The 16463-nt window shown below is 58.7% G+C and carries 15 protein-coding genes and 1 tRNA gene; 7 read left to right on the forward strand and 9 right to left on the reverse strand.

Annotation, left to right across the window (positions count from 1 at the left end):
* Positions 1–84 precede the first annotated feature (84 nt).
* The 4 genes from ACR0MI_RS17695 to nadA all read right to left on the reverse strand — a co-directional run bounded on the left by ACR0MI_RS17695 (position 85) and on the right by nadA (position 3815).
* Positions 85–160 (reverse strand) — tRNA-Thr (locus ACR0MI_RS17695).
* A gap of 183 nt (positions 161–343) precedes the next feature.
* Complete coding sequence (nadC, locus tag ACR0MI_RS17700) at positions 344–1192, reverse strand: carboxylating nicotinate-nucleotide diphosphorylase (RefSeq protein WP_170611803.1); 849 nt, start codon at positions 1190–1192, stop codon at positions 344–346.
* Positions 1189–2754 carry an L-aspartate oxidase gene (locus ACR0MI_RS17705; RefSeq protein WP_170611801.1) on the reverse strand — a complete coding sequence of 522 codons (1566 nt, stop codon included), beginning with the start codon at positions 2752–2754 and terminating at the stop codon, positions 1189–1191. The genes nadC and ACR0MI_RS17705 overlap by 4 nt, the downstream gene beginning before the upstream one ends.
* A gap of 8 nt (positions 2755–2762) precedes the next feature.
* On the reverse strand, positions 2763–3815 hold the full coding sequence (gene nadA / locus ACR0MI_RS17710) for a quinolinate synthase NadA (RefSeq protein ID WP_170611799.1): 1053 nt from the start codon (positions 3813–3815) through the stop codon (positions 2763–2765).
* Positions 3816–4147: 332 nt separating this feature from the next.
* Between nadA and ACR0MI_RS17715 the strand changes: the two genes are divergently transcribed.
* The 7 genes from ACR0MI_RS17715 (at position 4148) to ACR0MI_RS17745 (ending at position 11245) form a co-directional block, all read left to right on the forward strand.
* Positions 4148–5674, forward strand: a complete 1527-nt coding sequence (locus ACR0MI_RS17715) for an ABC-F family ATP-binding cassette domain-containing protein (protein WP_170611797.1) — start codon at positions 4148–4150, stop codon at positions 5672–5674.
* Positions 5675–5862: 188 nt separating this feature from the next.
* Positions 5863–6843: a biotin synthase BioB gene (bioB, locus tag ACR0MI_RS17720; RefSeq protein ID WP_170611795.1), complete on the forward strand. Its 981-nt coding sequence runs from the start codon at positions 5863–5865 to the stop codon at positions 6841–6843.
* The gene (locus ACR0MI_RS17725) at positions 6840–7973 is read left to right on the forward strand and encodes an 8-amino-7-oxononanoate synthase (RefSeq protein WP_170611793.1); all 1134 of its coding nucleotides are present in this window, start codon (positions 6840–6842) and stop codon (positions 7971–7973) included. Before bioB ends, ACR0MI_RS17725 begins: the two co-directional genes overlap by 4 nt.
* Positions 7970–8590, forward strand: a complete 621-nt coding sequence (gene bioD / locus ACR0MI_RS17730) for a dethiobiotin synthase (RefSeq protein ID WP_170611791.1) — start codon at positions 7970–7972, stop codon at positions 8588–8590. Before ACR0MI_RS17725 ends, bioD begins: the two co-directional genes overlap by 4 nt.
* On the forward strand, positions 8587–9870 hold the full coding sequence (bioA, locus tag ACR0MI_RS17735; protein ID WP_170817088.1) for an adenosylmethionine--8-amino-7-oxononanoate transaminase: 1284 nt from the start codon (positions 8587–8589) through the stop codon (positions 9868–9870). The genes bioD and bioA overlap by 4 nt, the downstream gene beginning before the upstream one ends.
* Complete coding sequence (locus tag ACR0MI_RS17740) at positions 9870–10490, forward strand: pimeloyl-ACP methyl esterase BioG family protein (protein WP_170611787.1); 621 nt, start codon at positions 9870–9872, stop codon at positions 10488–10490. The genes bioA and ACR0MI_RS17740 overlap by 1 nt, the downstream gene beginning before the upstream one ends.
* Positions 10487–11245, forward strand: coding sequence for a methyltransferase domain-containing protein (locus ACR0MI_RS17745; RefSeq protein WP_170611785.1), 759 nt, complete (start codon positions 10487–10489; stop codon positions 11243–11245). The genes ACR0MI_RS17740 and ACR0MI_RS17745 overlap by 4 nt, the downstream gene beginning before the upstream one ends.
* A gap of 36 nt (positions 11246–11281) precedes the next feature.
* Here ACR0MI_RS17745 and ACR0MI_RS17750 read toward each other — a convergent pair whose 3' ends face one another.
* The 5 genes from ACR0MI_RS17750 to ACR0MI_RS17770 are packed head-to-tail and all read right to left on the reverse strand — an operon-like array spanning position 11282 to position 16446.
* Positions 11282–12025 (reverse strand): ABC transporter ATP-binding protein, encoded by a 744-nt coding sequence (locus ACR0MI_RS17750; RefSeq protein WP_170611783.1) that lies wholly within the window; start codon positions 12023–12025, stop codon positions 11282–11284.
* Complete coding sequence (locus ACR0MI_RS17755) at positions 12022–12888, reverse strand: ABC transporter ATP-binding protein (RefSeq protein WP_170611781.1); 867 nt, start codon at positions 12886–12888, stop codon at positions 12022–12024. Before ACR0MI_RS17755 ends, ACR0MI_RS17750 begins: the two co-directional genes overlap by 4 nt.
* Positions 12885–13799 carry an ABC transporter permease gene (locus ACR0MI_RS17760; protein ID WP_170611779.1) on the reverse strand — a complete coding sequence of 305 codons (915 nt, stop codon included), beginning with the start codon at positions 13797–13799 and terminating at the stop codon, positions 12885–12887. The genes ACR0MI_RS17755 and ACR0MI_RS17760 overlap by 4 nt, the downstream gene beginning before the upstream one ends.
* Positions 13796–14851: an ABC transporter permease gene (locus tag ACR0MI_RS17765; protein WP_170611777.1), complete on the reverse strand. Its 1056-nt coding sequence runs from the start codon at positions 14849–14851 to the stop codon at positions 13796–13798. Before ACR0MI_RS17765 ends, ACR0MI_RS17760 begins: the two co-directional genes overlap by 4 nt.
* Positions 14851–16446, reverse strand: coding sequence for an ABC transporter substrate-binding protein (locus ACR0MI_RS17770; RefSeq protein ID WP_170611775.1), 1596 nt, complete (start codon positions 16444–16446; stop codon positions 14851–14853). The genes ACR0MI_RS17765 and ACR0MI_RS17770 overlap by 1 nt, the downstream gene beginning before the upstream one ends.
* Positions 16447–16463: the final 17 nt, after the last annotated feature.

A 16463-nucleotide genomic window follows, 5' to 3' on the forward strand; every position in this document is an offset into this window, starting at 1 on the left:
GGACAACATCGAACAATCCGACAGTAGAAATCCTGCAACTACAAGCTACTATCAGTCAAAATCGGACGCAACTGGATGTTAAAGTGGTGCCGCTGAAGGGACTCGAACCCCCGACCCCATCATTACGAATGACGTGCTCTACCAGCTGAGCTACAGCGGCCTGCTTCTCTTCGCCGAGCCCTGCCTCCGGCCCGACTGTGCCGGCCTTTTCTAGTCAATTCGAAGCGAACGTCAATCGGAGATGGGGCGTTTTGAGAAAAACTTGCGCTCCTCACTCCAATGTGGCCGCTGTGCTCTCGACCCTGTGTGGCCTGTTAGCTTGGTGAGACGGGATGCGCCCAGTTCAGAAATCCAGGCCTAGGTCGATTGTCCGGTAGGAATGGGTCAGCGCGCCGGAAGAGATATAGTCCACTCCGGTGGCGGCGATTGCTGCAACCGTTTCACGGGTTACGTTGCCCGACGCCTCGGTTACCAGACGTCCGTCGACCATCGCGACCGCTTTTGCCAGGGTTTCCACGGACATATTGTCCAGAAGAACCACATCCGCGCCACCGACATCCAGGACTTCGGTCAGTTGATCCAGGCGGTCGACCTCGATCTCGACCTTCATCATGTGTGAGGCACGGGATTTCGTAGCCCGCAGAACGGCGGCGATCCCACCGGCGGCGGCAATGTGGTTGTCCTTGATCAGGATTGCATCTGACAGGGAAAAACGGTGATTGAAACCGCCGCCATGCAGGACCGCCTGTTTTTCGACCAGACGCAGCCCGGGCGTGGTCTTGCGGGTGCAGGTGATGCGCGCCTTTGTACCTTTGGTTTCCGCCACAAGGGCCGCTGTTTTTGTCGCCACGCCAGTCAAACGTCCGGCAAAGTTCAGCGCGACGCGCTCTCCGGACAGGATCGAGGCGGCGCTGCCCCTGATTTCCATCAGCGTTTCACCTTTGGCGCACCGCTGACCGTCGACGACAAGCGAGGTAATCTGAAGTGATGGGTCGACCAGACGGAAAGCCAGTTCCGCGACCTGCATTCCGGAAACAACAGCGTCTTCGCGCGCGTTGAGACGGGCCGTGTACTGCGTTCCTTCCGGAATAACGGTCAGGGTGGTGATGTCGCCATTGGAGCCGAGATCCTCCATCAATGCAGCCCGGACAAGGGGCTCCAGGATCATGTCAGGCAATGTCGGGATTGTCATTGTGGAACCTTTGCGATGCGGTCGCGCAGTGTCACGGCCTCGCCGAGTGTCAAAGCTGAGCGTTTACCGGGGCCGGGATCTGTCTGTGGAAAATCGGACCGAAAATGCGCGCCGCGGCTTTCTTCGCGCGCCAGCGCGGCCGCGGTAATCAGTGTGGCGGTTGCAGTCATGTTCAGAAAACTGGCCGACGCCGCGTTTTGTTTTTCGAGCCTGGCGATTTCGGACAGCGCCCGGTGCAATCCCATACCGTTCCGAACAACGCCCACGTAATCCGTCATGACCCGCCGCAGAGTTGAAACCGCCGGGACCTCTGCCCTCGGATCACCCGTGGACAAGTGTATCGCAACCTTGGGACATGGTTCTGCCGGTGTATTGACTGCGATGTCTTGCGCGCAGGTGCGGGCAAAGACCAACGCCTCCAGCAACCCGTTTGAGGCGAGGCGATTGGCTCCGTGCAGACCCGTAGATGCGGCTTCGCCACAAACCCAAAGCCCTGTGAGGGTGCTGCGGCCGTTAAGTTCTACTTCAACACCCCCCATGTGGTAGTGAGCTGCGGGCGTGACAGGGATCGATTGGGAAACGGGATCCACCCCATTGCGAATACAGGCGTCGGTCACGGCCGGAAATTGCGTTGTGATTTCCACACCAATGGCCGCCCTTGTGTCCAGCGCAGGCCGCTGTCCGGATTGCGCCTGCGAGTAAACTGCCCGGGCAACAATATCGCGGGGCGCCAGATCACCATCTGCATGAACCCCTTGCATGAAGCACTTCCCGGCTTTGTCAATCAGAACCGCCCCTTCACCGCGCAATGCCTCGGTGGCCAGCGGCGTTGGATCTTCGCCGACATCCATTGCGGTCGGATGAAACTGGACGAACTCAGCATCAGCTATTCGCGCCCCGGCACGGGCGGCCATGCCGATCCCCTGCCCGCGGATACGCGCCGGATTGGTGGTTTGGGCGTATAGCCCCGCGGACCCGCCAGTCGCCAGAATGTGTGCGGCCCCGCGCAGAAGCACTGGTTTGGCGCCGTTGTCGGCGGCAGCAGTCAGGTAGACGCCGCTTACATGTTTGCCGTCGCTTTCCAGCCCGATGGCCTGAACCCCTTCGATCACCTGAACCGACGAGGTCCGGCGCAATTCGGCAATCAGAGCGCGCATGATCTCCGCGCCTGCCTGATCCCCTTTCACCCGCACCACGCGTGCAGCGGAATGGGCGGCCTCGCGGGATTGAATATAGGCCCCGTCCGGCGTGCGATCGAAATCAGTACCCAGATCTGTCAGATCCAGAACATGGTCGCGGGCAGAGCGGGTCACGTATTCGGCAACCTCACGCAGAACAGACCCGGCCCCGGCACGGATGGTGTCTTCGGTATGGGCTTCAGGACTGTCACCCGGTGCCATGGCAGCGGCGACCCCGCCTTGCGCCCATGCGGAACTGGCCCCTGACCCCAGCGGCTCGGGCGAAATCATGACAACGGGTCGTGGTGCCAGCTTCAACGCGGTGTAAACGGCGGCCAGCCCGGCGCCGATGATGACAACCCTTGGAGTCACAATTTCCTGCATCGGCTGGGTCAAATACCCAGCTTGCGGGACAAGTCGATCATTCGCTGCACGGACAACCGCGCCTTTTCGGCAATGCTCGTGTCAACCTCGACCTGACCGGTCATCGTGTCGAGTGCATAAAGCACCTTTTCCAGCGTGATCTTTTTCATGAACGGGCACATGTTGCACGGCCCGACAAATTCGACTTCGGGCAATTCATCGGCGATGTTCGACGCCATCGAACATTCCGTGATCAGCAGTGCTTTCTCGGGCTTTTCTTCGGTGACATACTTGATGATGCCGCTCGTCGATCCGGAGAAGTCGGCCTCCTTCACCACGTCCGGCGGACATTCAGGATGCGCAATCAGGCGCGTACCGGGATTCCATTCACGGAAATCGCGCAGATCGTTGGCGCTGTATTGTTCGTGAACGATGCAGGACCCTTCCCACCAGACTACGTTCTTTTGCGGCACGTCGCGTGCCACGTTCTGGGCCAGGTACTGGTCCGGCGTCATGATGACCGTTTCACTGTCCTGCGCGGCCACGATCTGCGCCGCGTTCGACGAGGTGCAGCAGATGTCGGATGCGGCTTTGACCTCGGCGGTCGTGTTCACATAGGACACAACCGGTGCGCCTGGATAGCGGCGGCGCATTTCCGCGATTCCCTCGGCTGTAATGGACTCGGCAAGCGAACATCCCGCCTCCATATCCGGCATCAGTACCGTCTTTTCCGGGCTGAGGATCTTGGAGGTTTCCGCCATGAAATGCACACCGCATTGCACGATCACATCTGCCTCGACCTCAGTCGCCTTGATCGCCAGTTGAAGGCTGTCACCCCCAAAGTCCGAGATGCCGTGAAAAATCTCTGGCGTCATATAGTTATGGCCCAGGACGACCGCATTCCGCTCGGCTTTCAGATCATTGATCGCCTTCACGTAAGGGACATAGATCGCCCAGTCCGCCGGGGACACAACGCGGGACATGCGCGCGTAGATGTCTGCCATGCTAGCGGCCAGTTCCGGCGATGGGCTGAGGTCATATTTTTCGGAAAGATGCGCGCGCTGCGCGGGTAGGTCGAACACGGGACTGTTTTTCTGCCTGATGACGTCGTGAAGCTCTGATTATTCGATTTTCTTCAGAATGGCTACCGTCAACGTGAACCGGCAAAACTGACCCAAATTTTCTGCGATGGATGGCCAAGGCGGTTGCCAATCGCCCGCAGTTTTCCTAGCCTGACGCAAAGGTAACAACCAACAAAAGGAGGGCACGAGCTGAACATGCGTATCATCCGCCGACTTCAGCACGGTCCCCGTTTCGCCCTGTAGATCCGTTTACAGGGCCGACCCGAGACACCTTTCATCGACGGTCTGCTCAAAGCCGCTGTGCGGCCATACCTTCTGGGTGCGAGATTTCCATGACTGTCATCAACATCAATGCCTTGGGCGTGACCCTTGGCGCGACTTTATTTTCTGACCTCAACCTGACCATATCGAAAACCGACCGGATCGGTCTGGTGGCCGCAAACGGACGCGGCAAGTCCACGCTGCTTGCATGCCTGTCGGGCGACCATGAGCCCACAACCGGAGAGGTTACCCGCGCTCGCGGCTTGCGAGCCGGACACGTAAAACAGGACATTCCGACCGGTGCGCTGGCGCACAGCTTGCACGATTGGGTCCTGGCGGGCCTGCCACCAGAGCAGGCGGACTATGAAAGCTGGCGCGTGGATGTCGTGCTGGATGAGCTTCAGATCCCCTATGCGTTGCATCACAGGCCGCTGCGCGATCTGAGCGGCGGATGGCAGCGCACTGCCATGCTGGCCGCGGTCTGGATCACCAGACCGGACCTGCTGCTATTGGACGAGCCGACCAACCATCTTGACCTTAACCGGATTGCGCTGCTGGAAAACTGGCTTGGCGCATTGCCGTGCGACGTGCCGGTTGTGATCGCCTCGCATGACCGGGCGTTTCTGGATGCCACGACCAATCGTACCTTGTTTCTGCGCCCCGAAAATTCCCGCGTGTTTTCGGCGTCATACTCATCGGCACGTGCAGCCCTTGCAGAATCTGACGCAGCCGATGGGCGGCAGCAAGCCAATGAACTGAACAAAGCCCGGCAGCTTCGTCGCCAGGCGGCAAAACTGAAGAACGTTGGTGTGAATTCCGGCTCTGATCTGTTGCTGACCAAAACCAAACAGCTGTTACTAAGGGCCGACAAGCTGGAACAGGCAATCGGTCACGTTCACCACGAACAATCTGCAGGCGATATCCGGCTGGCGAACAGCGGCACTCATGCCAAGGCGCTTGTCTTTTTGGATGATGCGCCTGTTCGCTCGCCAAACGGGCAATTACTTTTCAAGACCGGCCGGAAGTGGATTGCGCGCGGGGACAGAGTTGTGATGCTTGGCGCGAACGGTGCTGGCAAGTCACGTTTAATCCAGATGATACAGGCAGCTCTGGCAGGGGCCGAAGATGGCATCAAATGCGCAGCGTCTATTGTTCCCGGCTTTTCCGATCAGCATCTGAGCCAACTGGATGATGCGGAAACTCCTTTGGCTATTGTGGTGGCACAGTTTTCCATCGGCGATCAGAGGGCGCGTTCGGTCCTGGCCGGGGTCGGAATTAACTACCAGATGCAAGACACGAAAATTGGGGCGTTGTCCGGTGGCCAAAAGGCCCGGCTGGCAATGCTGATGCTGCGGCTAAAGGCACCTAACTTCTATTTGCTCGACGAACCGACCAATCATCTGGACATCGACGGGCAAGAGGCGCTTGAGGCCGAACTGACGGAACATGACGCAACCTGCCTGCTGGTCAGTCACGACCGAAGTTTTCTGCGGAATTTAGGAACCCGGTTCTGGTGGATCAAAAACCGGAAACTTGAAGAAGTAGACAGCCCTGACACGTTCCTGTCTGACCAAAGTCAAGGTGGCGCGGACGACTGAGGAACATACTATTTTGCGTGCGTTTCCGCGGCGCGGCGCTGCACTGCAGCGCTGTGTTGGCTCGCAACGCGTTCAATTCGCTGGTTTTCGCCTGAATGCCTTCCCACATGGGAGATTCCAGTTGTAGTTTTTGGGTTTATCAATAATAAAAGCCGGAAAGACAGACGCCTAGGAAAAGTATCGATAAAATGGATCAATCGACCCCCACCTGGACCCGCGAGGCCGCGCAAGCCTTGTACGACATGCCTTTGATGGATTTGCTGTTTCGTGCTCAGACGGTTCACCGCGAAAACTTTGATCCAAACAAGATCCAGACATCCAAGCTGCTCTCGATCAAAACCGGCGGCTGCGCCGAAGATTGCGCATATTGTTCTCAGTCCGCTCGAAACGGCTCGAAGCTGTCGGCGTCAAAACTGATTGAGGTTCAGCGCGTTCTGAACGAGGCGCGCAAGGCAAAGGATGGCGGCGCGACTCGGTTCTGCATGGGAGCCGCCTGGCGCGAGCCCAAGGAACGAGACATGGACGCGCTTGTGGCCATGGTAGAGGGTGTGCGCGACCTTGGCATGGAAACATGCATGACGCTCGGCATGCTGGACGACAACCAGGTCGTCCGTTTGCGGGATGCCGGTCTGGACTATTACAACCACAATATCGACACGTCCGAACGGTACTACTCCGAAGTAATCACAACCCGCACTTTCGCGGACCGGATCGACACGATGAACCGGGTTCAGGAAGCCGGAATCAAGGTCTGCTCGGGTGGCATCCTTGGCATGGGCGAGGAAATTCAGGATCGCGTCGATATGCTGGTAACGCTGGCCAACATGTCCCCGGCGCCCGATTCCGTGCCGATCAACATGCTGATGCCACAGGAAGACACACCGCTGGCCGATGCCAAGCCAATCGACCCGATCGACTTTGTACGCGCAATTGCAACCGCCCGCATCATGATGCCAAAATCCTACGTGCGTCTGTCCGCTGGCCGCAGTGAGATGAGCGATGAGATGCAGGCGATGTGTTTCCTGGCCGGAGCAAACTCGATCTTTGTGGGCGAAACCCTGCTGACCGCTGAAAACCCCGAGGAAGATACTGACGCAATCCTGTTTGCCAAACTCGGTTTGCAGGTCGAAACCGTGGCTGGGCAGAGCTGCGTGGAAGCGGCTGAATGAAGGCATTGGACCGCCTGAAATCCATGCTGGATGTTCTGAACAACCGGCACCGCTATAGGGTGCTCGCACCTCGTTGCGGCCTGGATTTCGCCTCCAATGACTATCTGGGGCTGGCGCAGTCTCCAATGCTGAAGGTGGCGGCGCAAGACGCGCTGGATCGCGGAGTTCCGCTGGGGTCCGGCGGGTCGCGCCTGTTGCGGGGCAATCACCCTGAGCATGAAGCGCTGGAACAGGAAGCCGCCGCCTTCTTCCAGGCCGAATCCGCCTTGTTCATGGGCGGTGGGTTTCAGGCCAATCAGGCGATCTTTTCCACTCTGCCCGCCGCAGAAGATCTGGTTCTCTATGATGCATTGATTCATGCCAGCGCGCATGAAGGCATGCGCATGGGCCGCGCCACGACTCTGGAGTTCGCACATAACGATGTCGCCGATGCGCGGCGTGTCATCGCCGAGTGGCATTCGGCCGGAGGCTCCGGTCAGATCTGGATTGCCGTTGAAAGCATCTATTCCATGGAAGGCGATTTTGCGCCTCTGGCAGAGCTCTCGGAGCTGGCCCGCGCCAATGACGCGATCCTTGTTGTGGACGAAGCCCATGCCACAGGCGTATTCGGCCCGCAGGGCAAAGGGCTGGCGCATGGCTTGAACGCGGAACTGCTGACGCTGCACACCTGTGGCAAAGGGCTTGGTGTTGCCGGCGGGTTGATTTGCGGATCAAGGGTGATGATCGACGCCCTGATCAACCGCTCGCGCCCTTTCATCTTTGCAACCGCCCCCTCCCCCTTTAACGCAGCGCTGGTGCGGGCAATGATCAGCGTGCTGAAGGCGGATAGCTCGCTGATTGATGCGGCGCAGGAACGTCTGCGGCATGCCCACGCAGAAGCACGGCGTTTTGGCGTGCCGAACGACGTTCTGAACAGCCAGATCATACCCGTCATTCTGGGGGATGACGGGCGAACAATGGAAATGGCGGCCACGCTCGCAGAAAACGGATTCGATGTGCGCGGTATTCGACCGCCGACCGTGCCGCGCGGCACTTCGAGATTGCGTATCTCTATCACCGGCAATGTCAGCAAGGCGGAAATCAGCGCCCTGTTCGAAACACTGAACCGTTACCAGAGGAAAGCGGCATGAGCGCTGTCATCGTGACAGGAACCGACACCGGCGTCGGCAAAACGGTCTTCGCCGCAGGCCTGACGGCGGCGCTTGGCGCCAGCTATTGGAAACCAGTTCAATCCGGGTTGGAGGATGCAACCGACAGCGAAATCGTTGCAACTCTCTCGGGGGCTGAAGTGCTGCCGGAAGCCTATCGGTTGAACATGCCTGCATCCCCGCACCTGTCCGCCGCGGATATGGGTGTCGAAATCGACCTGTCGCAGCTTGCGCTGCCGGAGGTTGACGGCCCGTTGGTTGTTGAGGGCGCAGGCGGTGTCATGGTGCCGCTAAACCGCAGGCATTTCTTTCTGGACCTGTTCACCCACTGGCAGGCGCCGGTGGTGCTTGTCGCGCGTACCGCGCTTGGAACGATAAACCATACGACCCTGTCCCTGATGGCGCTGCGCAACGCGGGCTGCACCGTGGTTGGCGTGGCCTTTATCGGCGATGCAGAACCCGAAGTAGAACAAACTATCGTCGAAATGTGTAACGTCCGCCATCTGGGCCGGCTGCCGCTAATCGACGATCTGTCACACGACACGCTGTCAGCGGCGTTTGAAGCCATCGATGTCAACGCTATCCGGAGCGTTCTGTGACCCCACTGGAATTCGACGCACGCCATCTTTGGCATCCCTACACCAATGTGTTGAACCCCGGCCCGATGCACCTCATCACCGGGGCCGAGGGCGTCTGGCTTTCTCGGGAAGACGGCACACAGATGATCGATGCCATGTCGTCATGGTGGTGCGCAGTTCACGGACATCGGCACCCTGCCATTATCAGCGCAATGCAGGATCAGCTGGCGCGAATGCCGCATGTCATGTTTGGCGGCCTGACCCATGAACCCGCCGTGGAACTGGGCCGCAGGCTGATCAGCCTGTTGCCGGATGGTCTGGACCGCATTTTTTTCAGCGACAGCGGTTCGGTCGCGATCGAAGTCGCCCTGAAAATGGCTGTGCAATATCAGATGGCCGTGGGTCGTTCCGAGCGCACGGAATTCGCCACCATGCGCGGCGGTTACCATGGCGACACCTGGAAGGCGATGAGCGTTTGCGACCCCGTCAACGGTATGCACGGGCTGTTTCGGGGCGCATTGTCGATACAGCATTTTTTGCCCCGCCCACAGATCACTTTGGATCAGGACTGGTCTGACGACACGGTCCTCAATGGCCTTGGCGCGCTTGAGGAGTTGCTGGAAACCAAAGGCAATCGAATTGCCGCACTGATCCTGGAACCGGTGGTTCAGGGCGCGGGCGGCATGTATTTTTATCACCCGATCTGGCTAAAGCGCGCGCGGGCGCTGTGCGATGCATACGGGGTTTTGTTGATTTTCGACGAAATCGCCACGGGCTTCGGCCGCACCGGCGAATTGTTTGCGATGCATCTGGCTGACGTCGTGCCGGACATTCTTTGTCTTGGTAAAGCGCTGACAGGTGGTCATATCACTCTGGCGGCCACGGTCGCCACTGAACCTGTGGCTCGTGGGATCGGTGAAAGCGAAGCCAGTGTGCTGATGCACGGCCCCACCTATATGGCCAATCCGCTGGCCTGTGCCGCCGGTGCCGCCAGCCTTGACCAACTGTCCCGGCGCGACTGGCGCGCCGAGGTGCACGCAATCGCACAGCAGATGGCACATGAACTTGCCCCCGCGCGGAATTTGCCCGGAGTGGCGGATGTCCGGGTTCTGGGTGCGATCGGCGTCATCGAGATGGAGAATTTGGTTGATCCCTCTGTCGCGCACAGGAAGGCGCCGGAAACCGGTGTTTGGCTGCGCCCGTTTGCGCGGAATATCTATTGCATGCCACCCTACATCATCTCACCGGACGAGTTGAGCAAAGTCACCGCTGCGATGGTGGCGTTGGCCAGGGAATCGTAATGAAACGTCAATGGTTATCCCGGTCGGAACAGTCGTCACTAATCCTTGTTTTTGGTGGCTGGGCGCTGGGTGCGGCCCCGTTTGCAGAACTGACGGGACAGGACGATGTCCTGCTGGTGGATGACTACCGTCACTTGGATGATGCCCTGCCCGAACTCGCGCAATATGACCGCGTTGATCTGATTGCTTTTTCTTTCGGTGTCGCGTCCGCCGCGCATTGGATGGCAATGACTGGCTTTTCACCCGCGCGTCTTGTCGCCGTCAGTGGAACGCTGTCGCCAGCGGATGCGGAAACCGGAATAGCGCCCCAAATGATACGCGCGACAGCCGATGGCCTTACGGCAGACAGTTTTTCGAAATTTTGCCGTCGCGCCGGTTTGCAAGGCCCCGCTCCTGCCCTGAACATCGAGGCCGCGCAGGCTGAGCTGCATTGCATCATTGATCGGGGTCCAGCCCCGGAACGTGTCTTTGATCGCGTCTGGATACCCGAAAAGGACCGGATCATCCCGACCGGCGCCCAGAAGGCCGCATGGGCGCAACAAGGTAAGGCTGTGCGCCCCGTCTCGAGGCCACATGTTCCGTTTCGGGCCGGGCAAAGCTGGGCGGAGTGGATCACATGATGGCGCATTTGACAGACCGGGTTCAGCGCAGCTTCAGCCGTAGCTTTGACACCTATCACCAGGCCGCGGGTCCTCAGGGGCGGATCGCGGAGCGACTGGTAACGGACCTGCGCGATTGCGGCGCGCCGGGTAACTTTTCCTCAGTCCTGGAACTTGGCTGCGGTACCGGACTTTTGACACAGAAGCTGCGCGATGCATTTGTCATTGGAGACCTGATCCTCAACGATCTGGCGCCCGAAGCCGGGATGACTGCACAAACGGCCGCCGCCACGTTCCTGTGCGGCGACGCGCTGCAGGTGGACTGGCCCGACCGGCCTGATCTGATCACCTCTGCCTCAATGATCCAGTGGCTGGCGGATCCGGCTGCACTTTTGCGCAGAGCCGCAGACGCGCTTGCGCCGGGTGGTTGGCTTGCAGTCTCGGGCTTTGGCCCAAAGCAGTATCATGAGCTCGCTCAAATCGGCTCGTCTGCAGGGGCACCGGGTTTGTGCCGTTCCGAGGATCTGGTTGCTTCAGTCCAAACTGAAATGGAACTTGTGACATCGGGCGAGCATGTGCAGCAACTGCACTTCGCGTCACCGCGTCTTGCGCTTAAACATCTGCGCCAAACCGGGGTCAACGGGCGGGCCAAACAGTTCTGGACCAAATCCGATCTGTTGCGGTTTTCAACAGATTACACCCGCCGGTTCGGGACCGACGCCGGCGTACCCTTGACCTATCATTCAGTCTGGATCGTCGCACGAAAACCGGTCTAAGTCACCTTTGTGCCCGGACCGAACAAGACAGATGGCCTAGATGTAGGAATTGGCAATCAATTGCTGGGTATAGGCATGATGGGCAGATCTGCTTCGCAGTTGCTCGACGCTCAGATGCTCGACGATCTGGCCAGCATTCATCACGGCAATGTGGTCACACAAATGCCCGACAACCGCCAGGTCATGGCTGACCATAAGATATGTCAGGGATCGCTCGGCGCGTATGTCCGTCAACAGGTTGAGAATCTCGGCCTGAATTGAAACGTCCAGCGCGCTGGTCGGCTCGTCCAGCAAAAGCACATCCGGCTCGGCCGCAAGCGCCCGTGCAATTGCAACCCTTTGGCGTTGGCCGCCTGACAGCTGATGCGGATACCGAAAACGAAACCTGTGGCCCAGATCCACATTGGCCAGAAGATCCTCGATCCGGCGGTCAATGTCGGTCATGCCGTGCAGACGCAGGGTTTCAGAGAGAACCTGATCGACGGTCTGGCGGGGGTGAAGCGAGGCATAGGGGTCCTGAAAGACCATTTGAACCGTCTGATAGAACTCGCGCGAGCGATGTCGGCCCAGTTCTGCACCGTTGACATGCATGCCACCGGACCAGCCGGGTACAAGGCCTGACAGCGCCCGTAATATTGTTGACTTGCCCGAACCGCTTTCGCCGACAAGGCCCAGGCTCTGCCCCTGAGCAACAGAAAGCGAGGCGCTGCGCACGGCGTCCACCCGATCCCTTCCCGTTCCGAACCAGACGTTCAGATTGTGTAAGTCGATCATGCTCATGGCTTGACCTGTCCGCTGACCGAAGGCGCATCGGCCCAGGCTTCGTCCCTGTTCAGAACCGCAAGCCTTTCATGCGGCTCATCCAGACGGGGCAAGGCATTCAGAAGTCCCTGAGTATATGGGTGTTTGGCCTCAGACAGCTTGTCGGCATCACAGACTTCGACAATGCGCCCCGCAAACATGATCAGCACCCGGTCGCAGAATTCCGCCACCAGGTTCAGGTCGTGACTGATAAAGATCAGCCCCATTCCACGCTCGCGCACCAGATCGTCCATGATATTCAACACCTGACGCTGGACCGAAACATCCAGCGCGCTCGTCGGTTCGTCGGCAATCAGGATCTCGGGATTTGCGGCCAGCATCATGGCGATCATGATCCTTTGCCCCATGCCGCCGGACATCTCATGCGGATAAGCGCGCAGTACCCTTTCCGGGTCTCGGATTGCAACGGCGTCCAGCATTTCCAGACTGCGCGTTCGGGCAGTGGAATGGCCGGCGCCAGTGGATTGGCGATATGCCTCGATCATCTGCGCACCGATGGTCATTACGGGGTTCAGGCTGAACTTGGGATCCTGCATGACCATTGAAATCTTGCTACCGCGAACAGCGCGCATCTTGGGTTCGGACAACCTCAGCAGGTCAATGTCGTGCAGCTTGATATGGTCCGCCTCGACAAGACCCGGGCTGCGCACCAGGCGCAGGATTGCCCGCCCAGTCATGGACTTCCCGGACCCGCTTTCGCCGACGATCCCCAGTCTTTCCCGCCCAAGGCTGAAACTGACCCCGCGCACTGCGTCGAACACGCCCCTGCGGGACGGAAACCGAACCCAGAGGTTCTGCACATCCAGCAATTGTTCGCTCATCCCTGGCCCCCTTGTTTGGGGTCAAGAATGTCACGCAATCCGTCGCCCAGCAGATTGAAGGCGAGCGATACGATGAATATCGCCAGCCCCGGCATGGTGGCGACCCACCAGTGATCCAGGATGAAACGGCGCCCCTCAGAAATCATCGCACCCCATTCCGGGCTGGGCGGTTGCGCGCCGAGACCCAGAAATCCAAGACCGGCCGCCGCAAGAATGATCCCTGCCATATCCAGCGTGACCCGAACGATGAGTGAACTGATGCACAACGGCCAGATGTGGCGCGTGATGATCCGGAACGGACCGGCCCCTTGCAGCCTAATGGCGCTGATATAGTCCTGCGATCTGATCGTCAGCGTCTCGGCCCGAGCCAACCGTGCATAGGGCGGCCAGGCAGTGAGCGATATTGCAAGAACTGCGTTTTCGATCCCCGCGCCCAGACCGGCCACAAAGGCCAGTGCCAGAACCAGCCGGGGAAAAGCCAGAAATATATCGGTAATCCGCATCAGGACAAGGTCGGCGATTCCGCCGACATATCCTGCCACGGTGCCAACCAGAAGCCCTAGAACCGGCGCTATAAGAGCGACAAGTGCCACGATGTAAAGCGTTATTCTCGCACCGAAAATCAGGCGGCTGAGGATATCGCGCCCGAGGCTGTCCGTCCCCAGCAGATGTCCTTCTGTCCCAAGCGGAAGCAGACGTTTGCCAAGGTCCTGAACATACGGATCATGCGGTGCCAGAAGTGGCGCGAACAGGGCGGTCAGGACCAGGGCCACAATGATGACCAAACCGATCATGGCCATGACATTGCCGCGCAACGTGAGCCATCCGTTGTATATGGAGGCGAGGCGGGCCTGTACCCTGCTTTCCGGTTCTTCCGAGAGAAGCCATTGTCGTAGCGTTTGAGTGGTCATTTGGCCCTCGGGTCCAGAACTTTGTAAAGCAGATCGCTTGTGACGTTCAGCAATATGAAGCAGAAACCGACAACCACGGTTCCACCCAGAACGGCATTCATGTCCGCACTCAGAAGCGCCGTGGTGATATAGCTGCCGATACCGGGCCAACTGAAGATGATCTCGGTCAGCACGGACCCTTCCAGCAAACCGGCATAAGACAGGGCTATGACGGTGATCAGCTGCACACGGATATTGCGGAAGGCGTGACGCCAGATAACGATACGTTCGGGCAATCCTTTTACACGGGCGGTCAGGATGTATTCTGCGCTGAGTTGCTCCAGCATGAAACTGCGAGTCATGCGGCTGATATAGGCCAGCGAATAATAGCCCAGCAGCAGCGCGGGCAGGATAATATGGCTGACGGCATTCCAGAAGACCGTCATGTCGCCGGCAATCAGGCTGTCGACAAGGATCATACCCGTACGCGTCGGCACGATGTCCTCGTAGAAGATATCCAGGCGCCCCGGGCCACCGACCCATCGCAACTTGCCGTAGAATATCATCAATCCCATCAGGCCCAGCCAGAAGATCGGCATTGAGTATCCCACCAACGCGATGATGCGGGCAATCTGATCGATCCAGCTACCCCGGTTGACGGCCGCGACAATGCCTAGCGGCACGCCGACCAGAATACCCGCCAGAACACCCAGGGTGGCCAATTCCAGTGTTGCGGGAAAAACCCGCTTGATATCTTCAATCACTGGGCGCGCGTTGAGGTAGGAAATTCCAAAATCCAGCCGGGCGACATCGGAAAGGTAATACCAGAACTGGACAAGCAGAGGCTTATCCAGCCCGAGCATTTCATAGGTTTCCTGATAAACTTCCTGCGTGGCGCGTTCACCCACTATCGCTATCACCGGGTCGACCGGCATCACCCTTCCGATGATGAAGGTCACAAATAACAATCCCAGCATCGTCACCAGAATCGATCCGATCGTCAGAACGGTTGTTTTTAAGACGTGAATGAGAGGCGCGAGCCCGCGCCTCTCGGAATTTGTCATGTCGCTCATTACTTGGTTACGACAAAGTAACCGGCTTCGGACACCGCACCGCCAAGGTTCCAGTTGGTGACGTTGCCGCCGATCCCGGATCTCTCAGTCCTTTGGAACATGATTGCAAAGGGCGAAGTCTGGCGGAATATGGCCTGGATTTCCTCGTACATCTCGGCCCGTTTTGCCGTGTCGGGTTCAATCTTGGCCGCATCGGTCATTGCCGTCAGTTCTCCGGGGTTCCAGGAATTGCGCCAAGCAAGAATCCCGGTGGCCTTTGCTTCGTCCGAATTGTCAGGATTCCAGGCAAAGGTTCCGGCATTGGTCTGCGGATCGGGGTAATCCGGCCCCCAAGCGCCAAGATAGGCGTCCAGTTCACGGGCGCGATACCGGGTCAGCACCTGCTTGGCGGTCCCAACAGTGATCTTCATGGTGATCCCGGCCTCGGCCAGCGTGTTTTGGATGGACTGTGCGATCTCGATACGTTCCTGCGCCTCGCGCACACCGACTTCGAACTCAAACCCCGAAACACCGGCCTCGGCCAGCAATGCCTTGGCTTTTTCCGGATCATAGCTGAACGGATTGTCGTCGACCGATCCCATGTAGGTTGCCGGCAGGAAGTTCTGGTGAACCGCCCAGTCACCCTTGAGGAAACTATCGGCCATCGCTTCATAATCGATCAGGTACTTTATGGCCTCCATGACCTTTGGGTTCGACAGTTCGGGGTGTTTCTGGCTCAGCGAGAAATACATGATCTGACCGCTCAGGGCCGCGTACATGTCCAGGTCGGCGTTCGACTCGACCGCGGCCATGTCTTCAGGGTTCAGGTTGCGTGCGATGTCGATATCGCCTGCCTCCAGCAACAGCCGCTGCGACGCGCTTTCCTGCACATGGCGGGTGATGACGCGTTCCATGGCAGGGGCACCGCCATAGTAATCAGGGTTGGACTGAAGCGAATAGCTCTCATTCGGTTTCCAGCCTGTCAGCATGTAGGGACCGGAACCCGCCGAGTTTGTCGCCAGCCAGGTGTTGCCCATGTCGCCATCCACGGCGTTGGCTTCGACGGTCTTCATATCGACGATGGCGCCGACACCGGCTGTCAGGCAGTTCAGCACAAAGGATGTCGCGTATTTCTTGTCCGTGGTAATCAGCAGCTTGCCATCTTCCACGCGGATCATCTGATCAACGTTTTCAGGGGTGAAACCGAACTGAGTGAGGATGAAGGCCGGTGTCTTGTTCAGCTTGATGACACGGCGCAGCGAGTACGCCGCATCTTCCGCCGTCACCGGGTTGCCGGAGTGGAACTTGACGCCCTCGCGCATCGTGAAGGTGATCGTCTTTCCGTCCTCGGACACGTCCCATTTGGTCGCAAGATCCGGCTGATACCCGGCGTCCAGATCAAGCGGATCGTAATTGACCAGCTTGCCATAAATGTTGCGCGTCATCTCCATGCCGGTGAATTCAAACGACTGTGCCGGATCGGCTGTCGTGATGTCATCGATACGCATCGCCATGACCAGCATGTTGGGCGGCGTTTCGGCAAACGCGGCCGGTGCACCCACAGCCAGTGTCGCCGCAAAAGCTGCGGTGCCGACAAGTTTGGAAAATAACTTCATAGTCTAACTCCCTGTTG

The sequence above is a fragment of the Ruegeria sp. D4 genome (assembly GCF_056534475.1).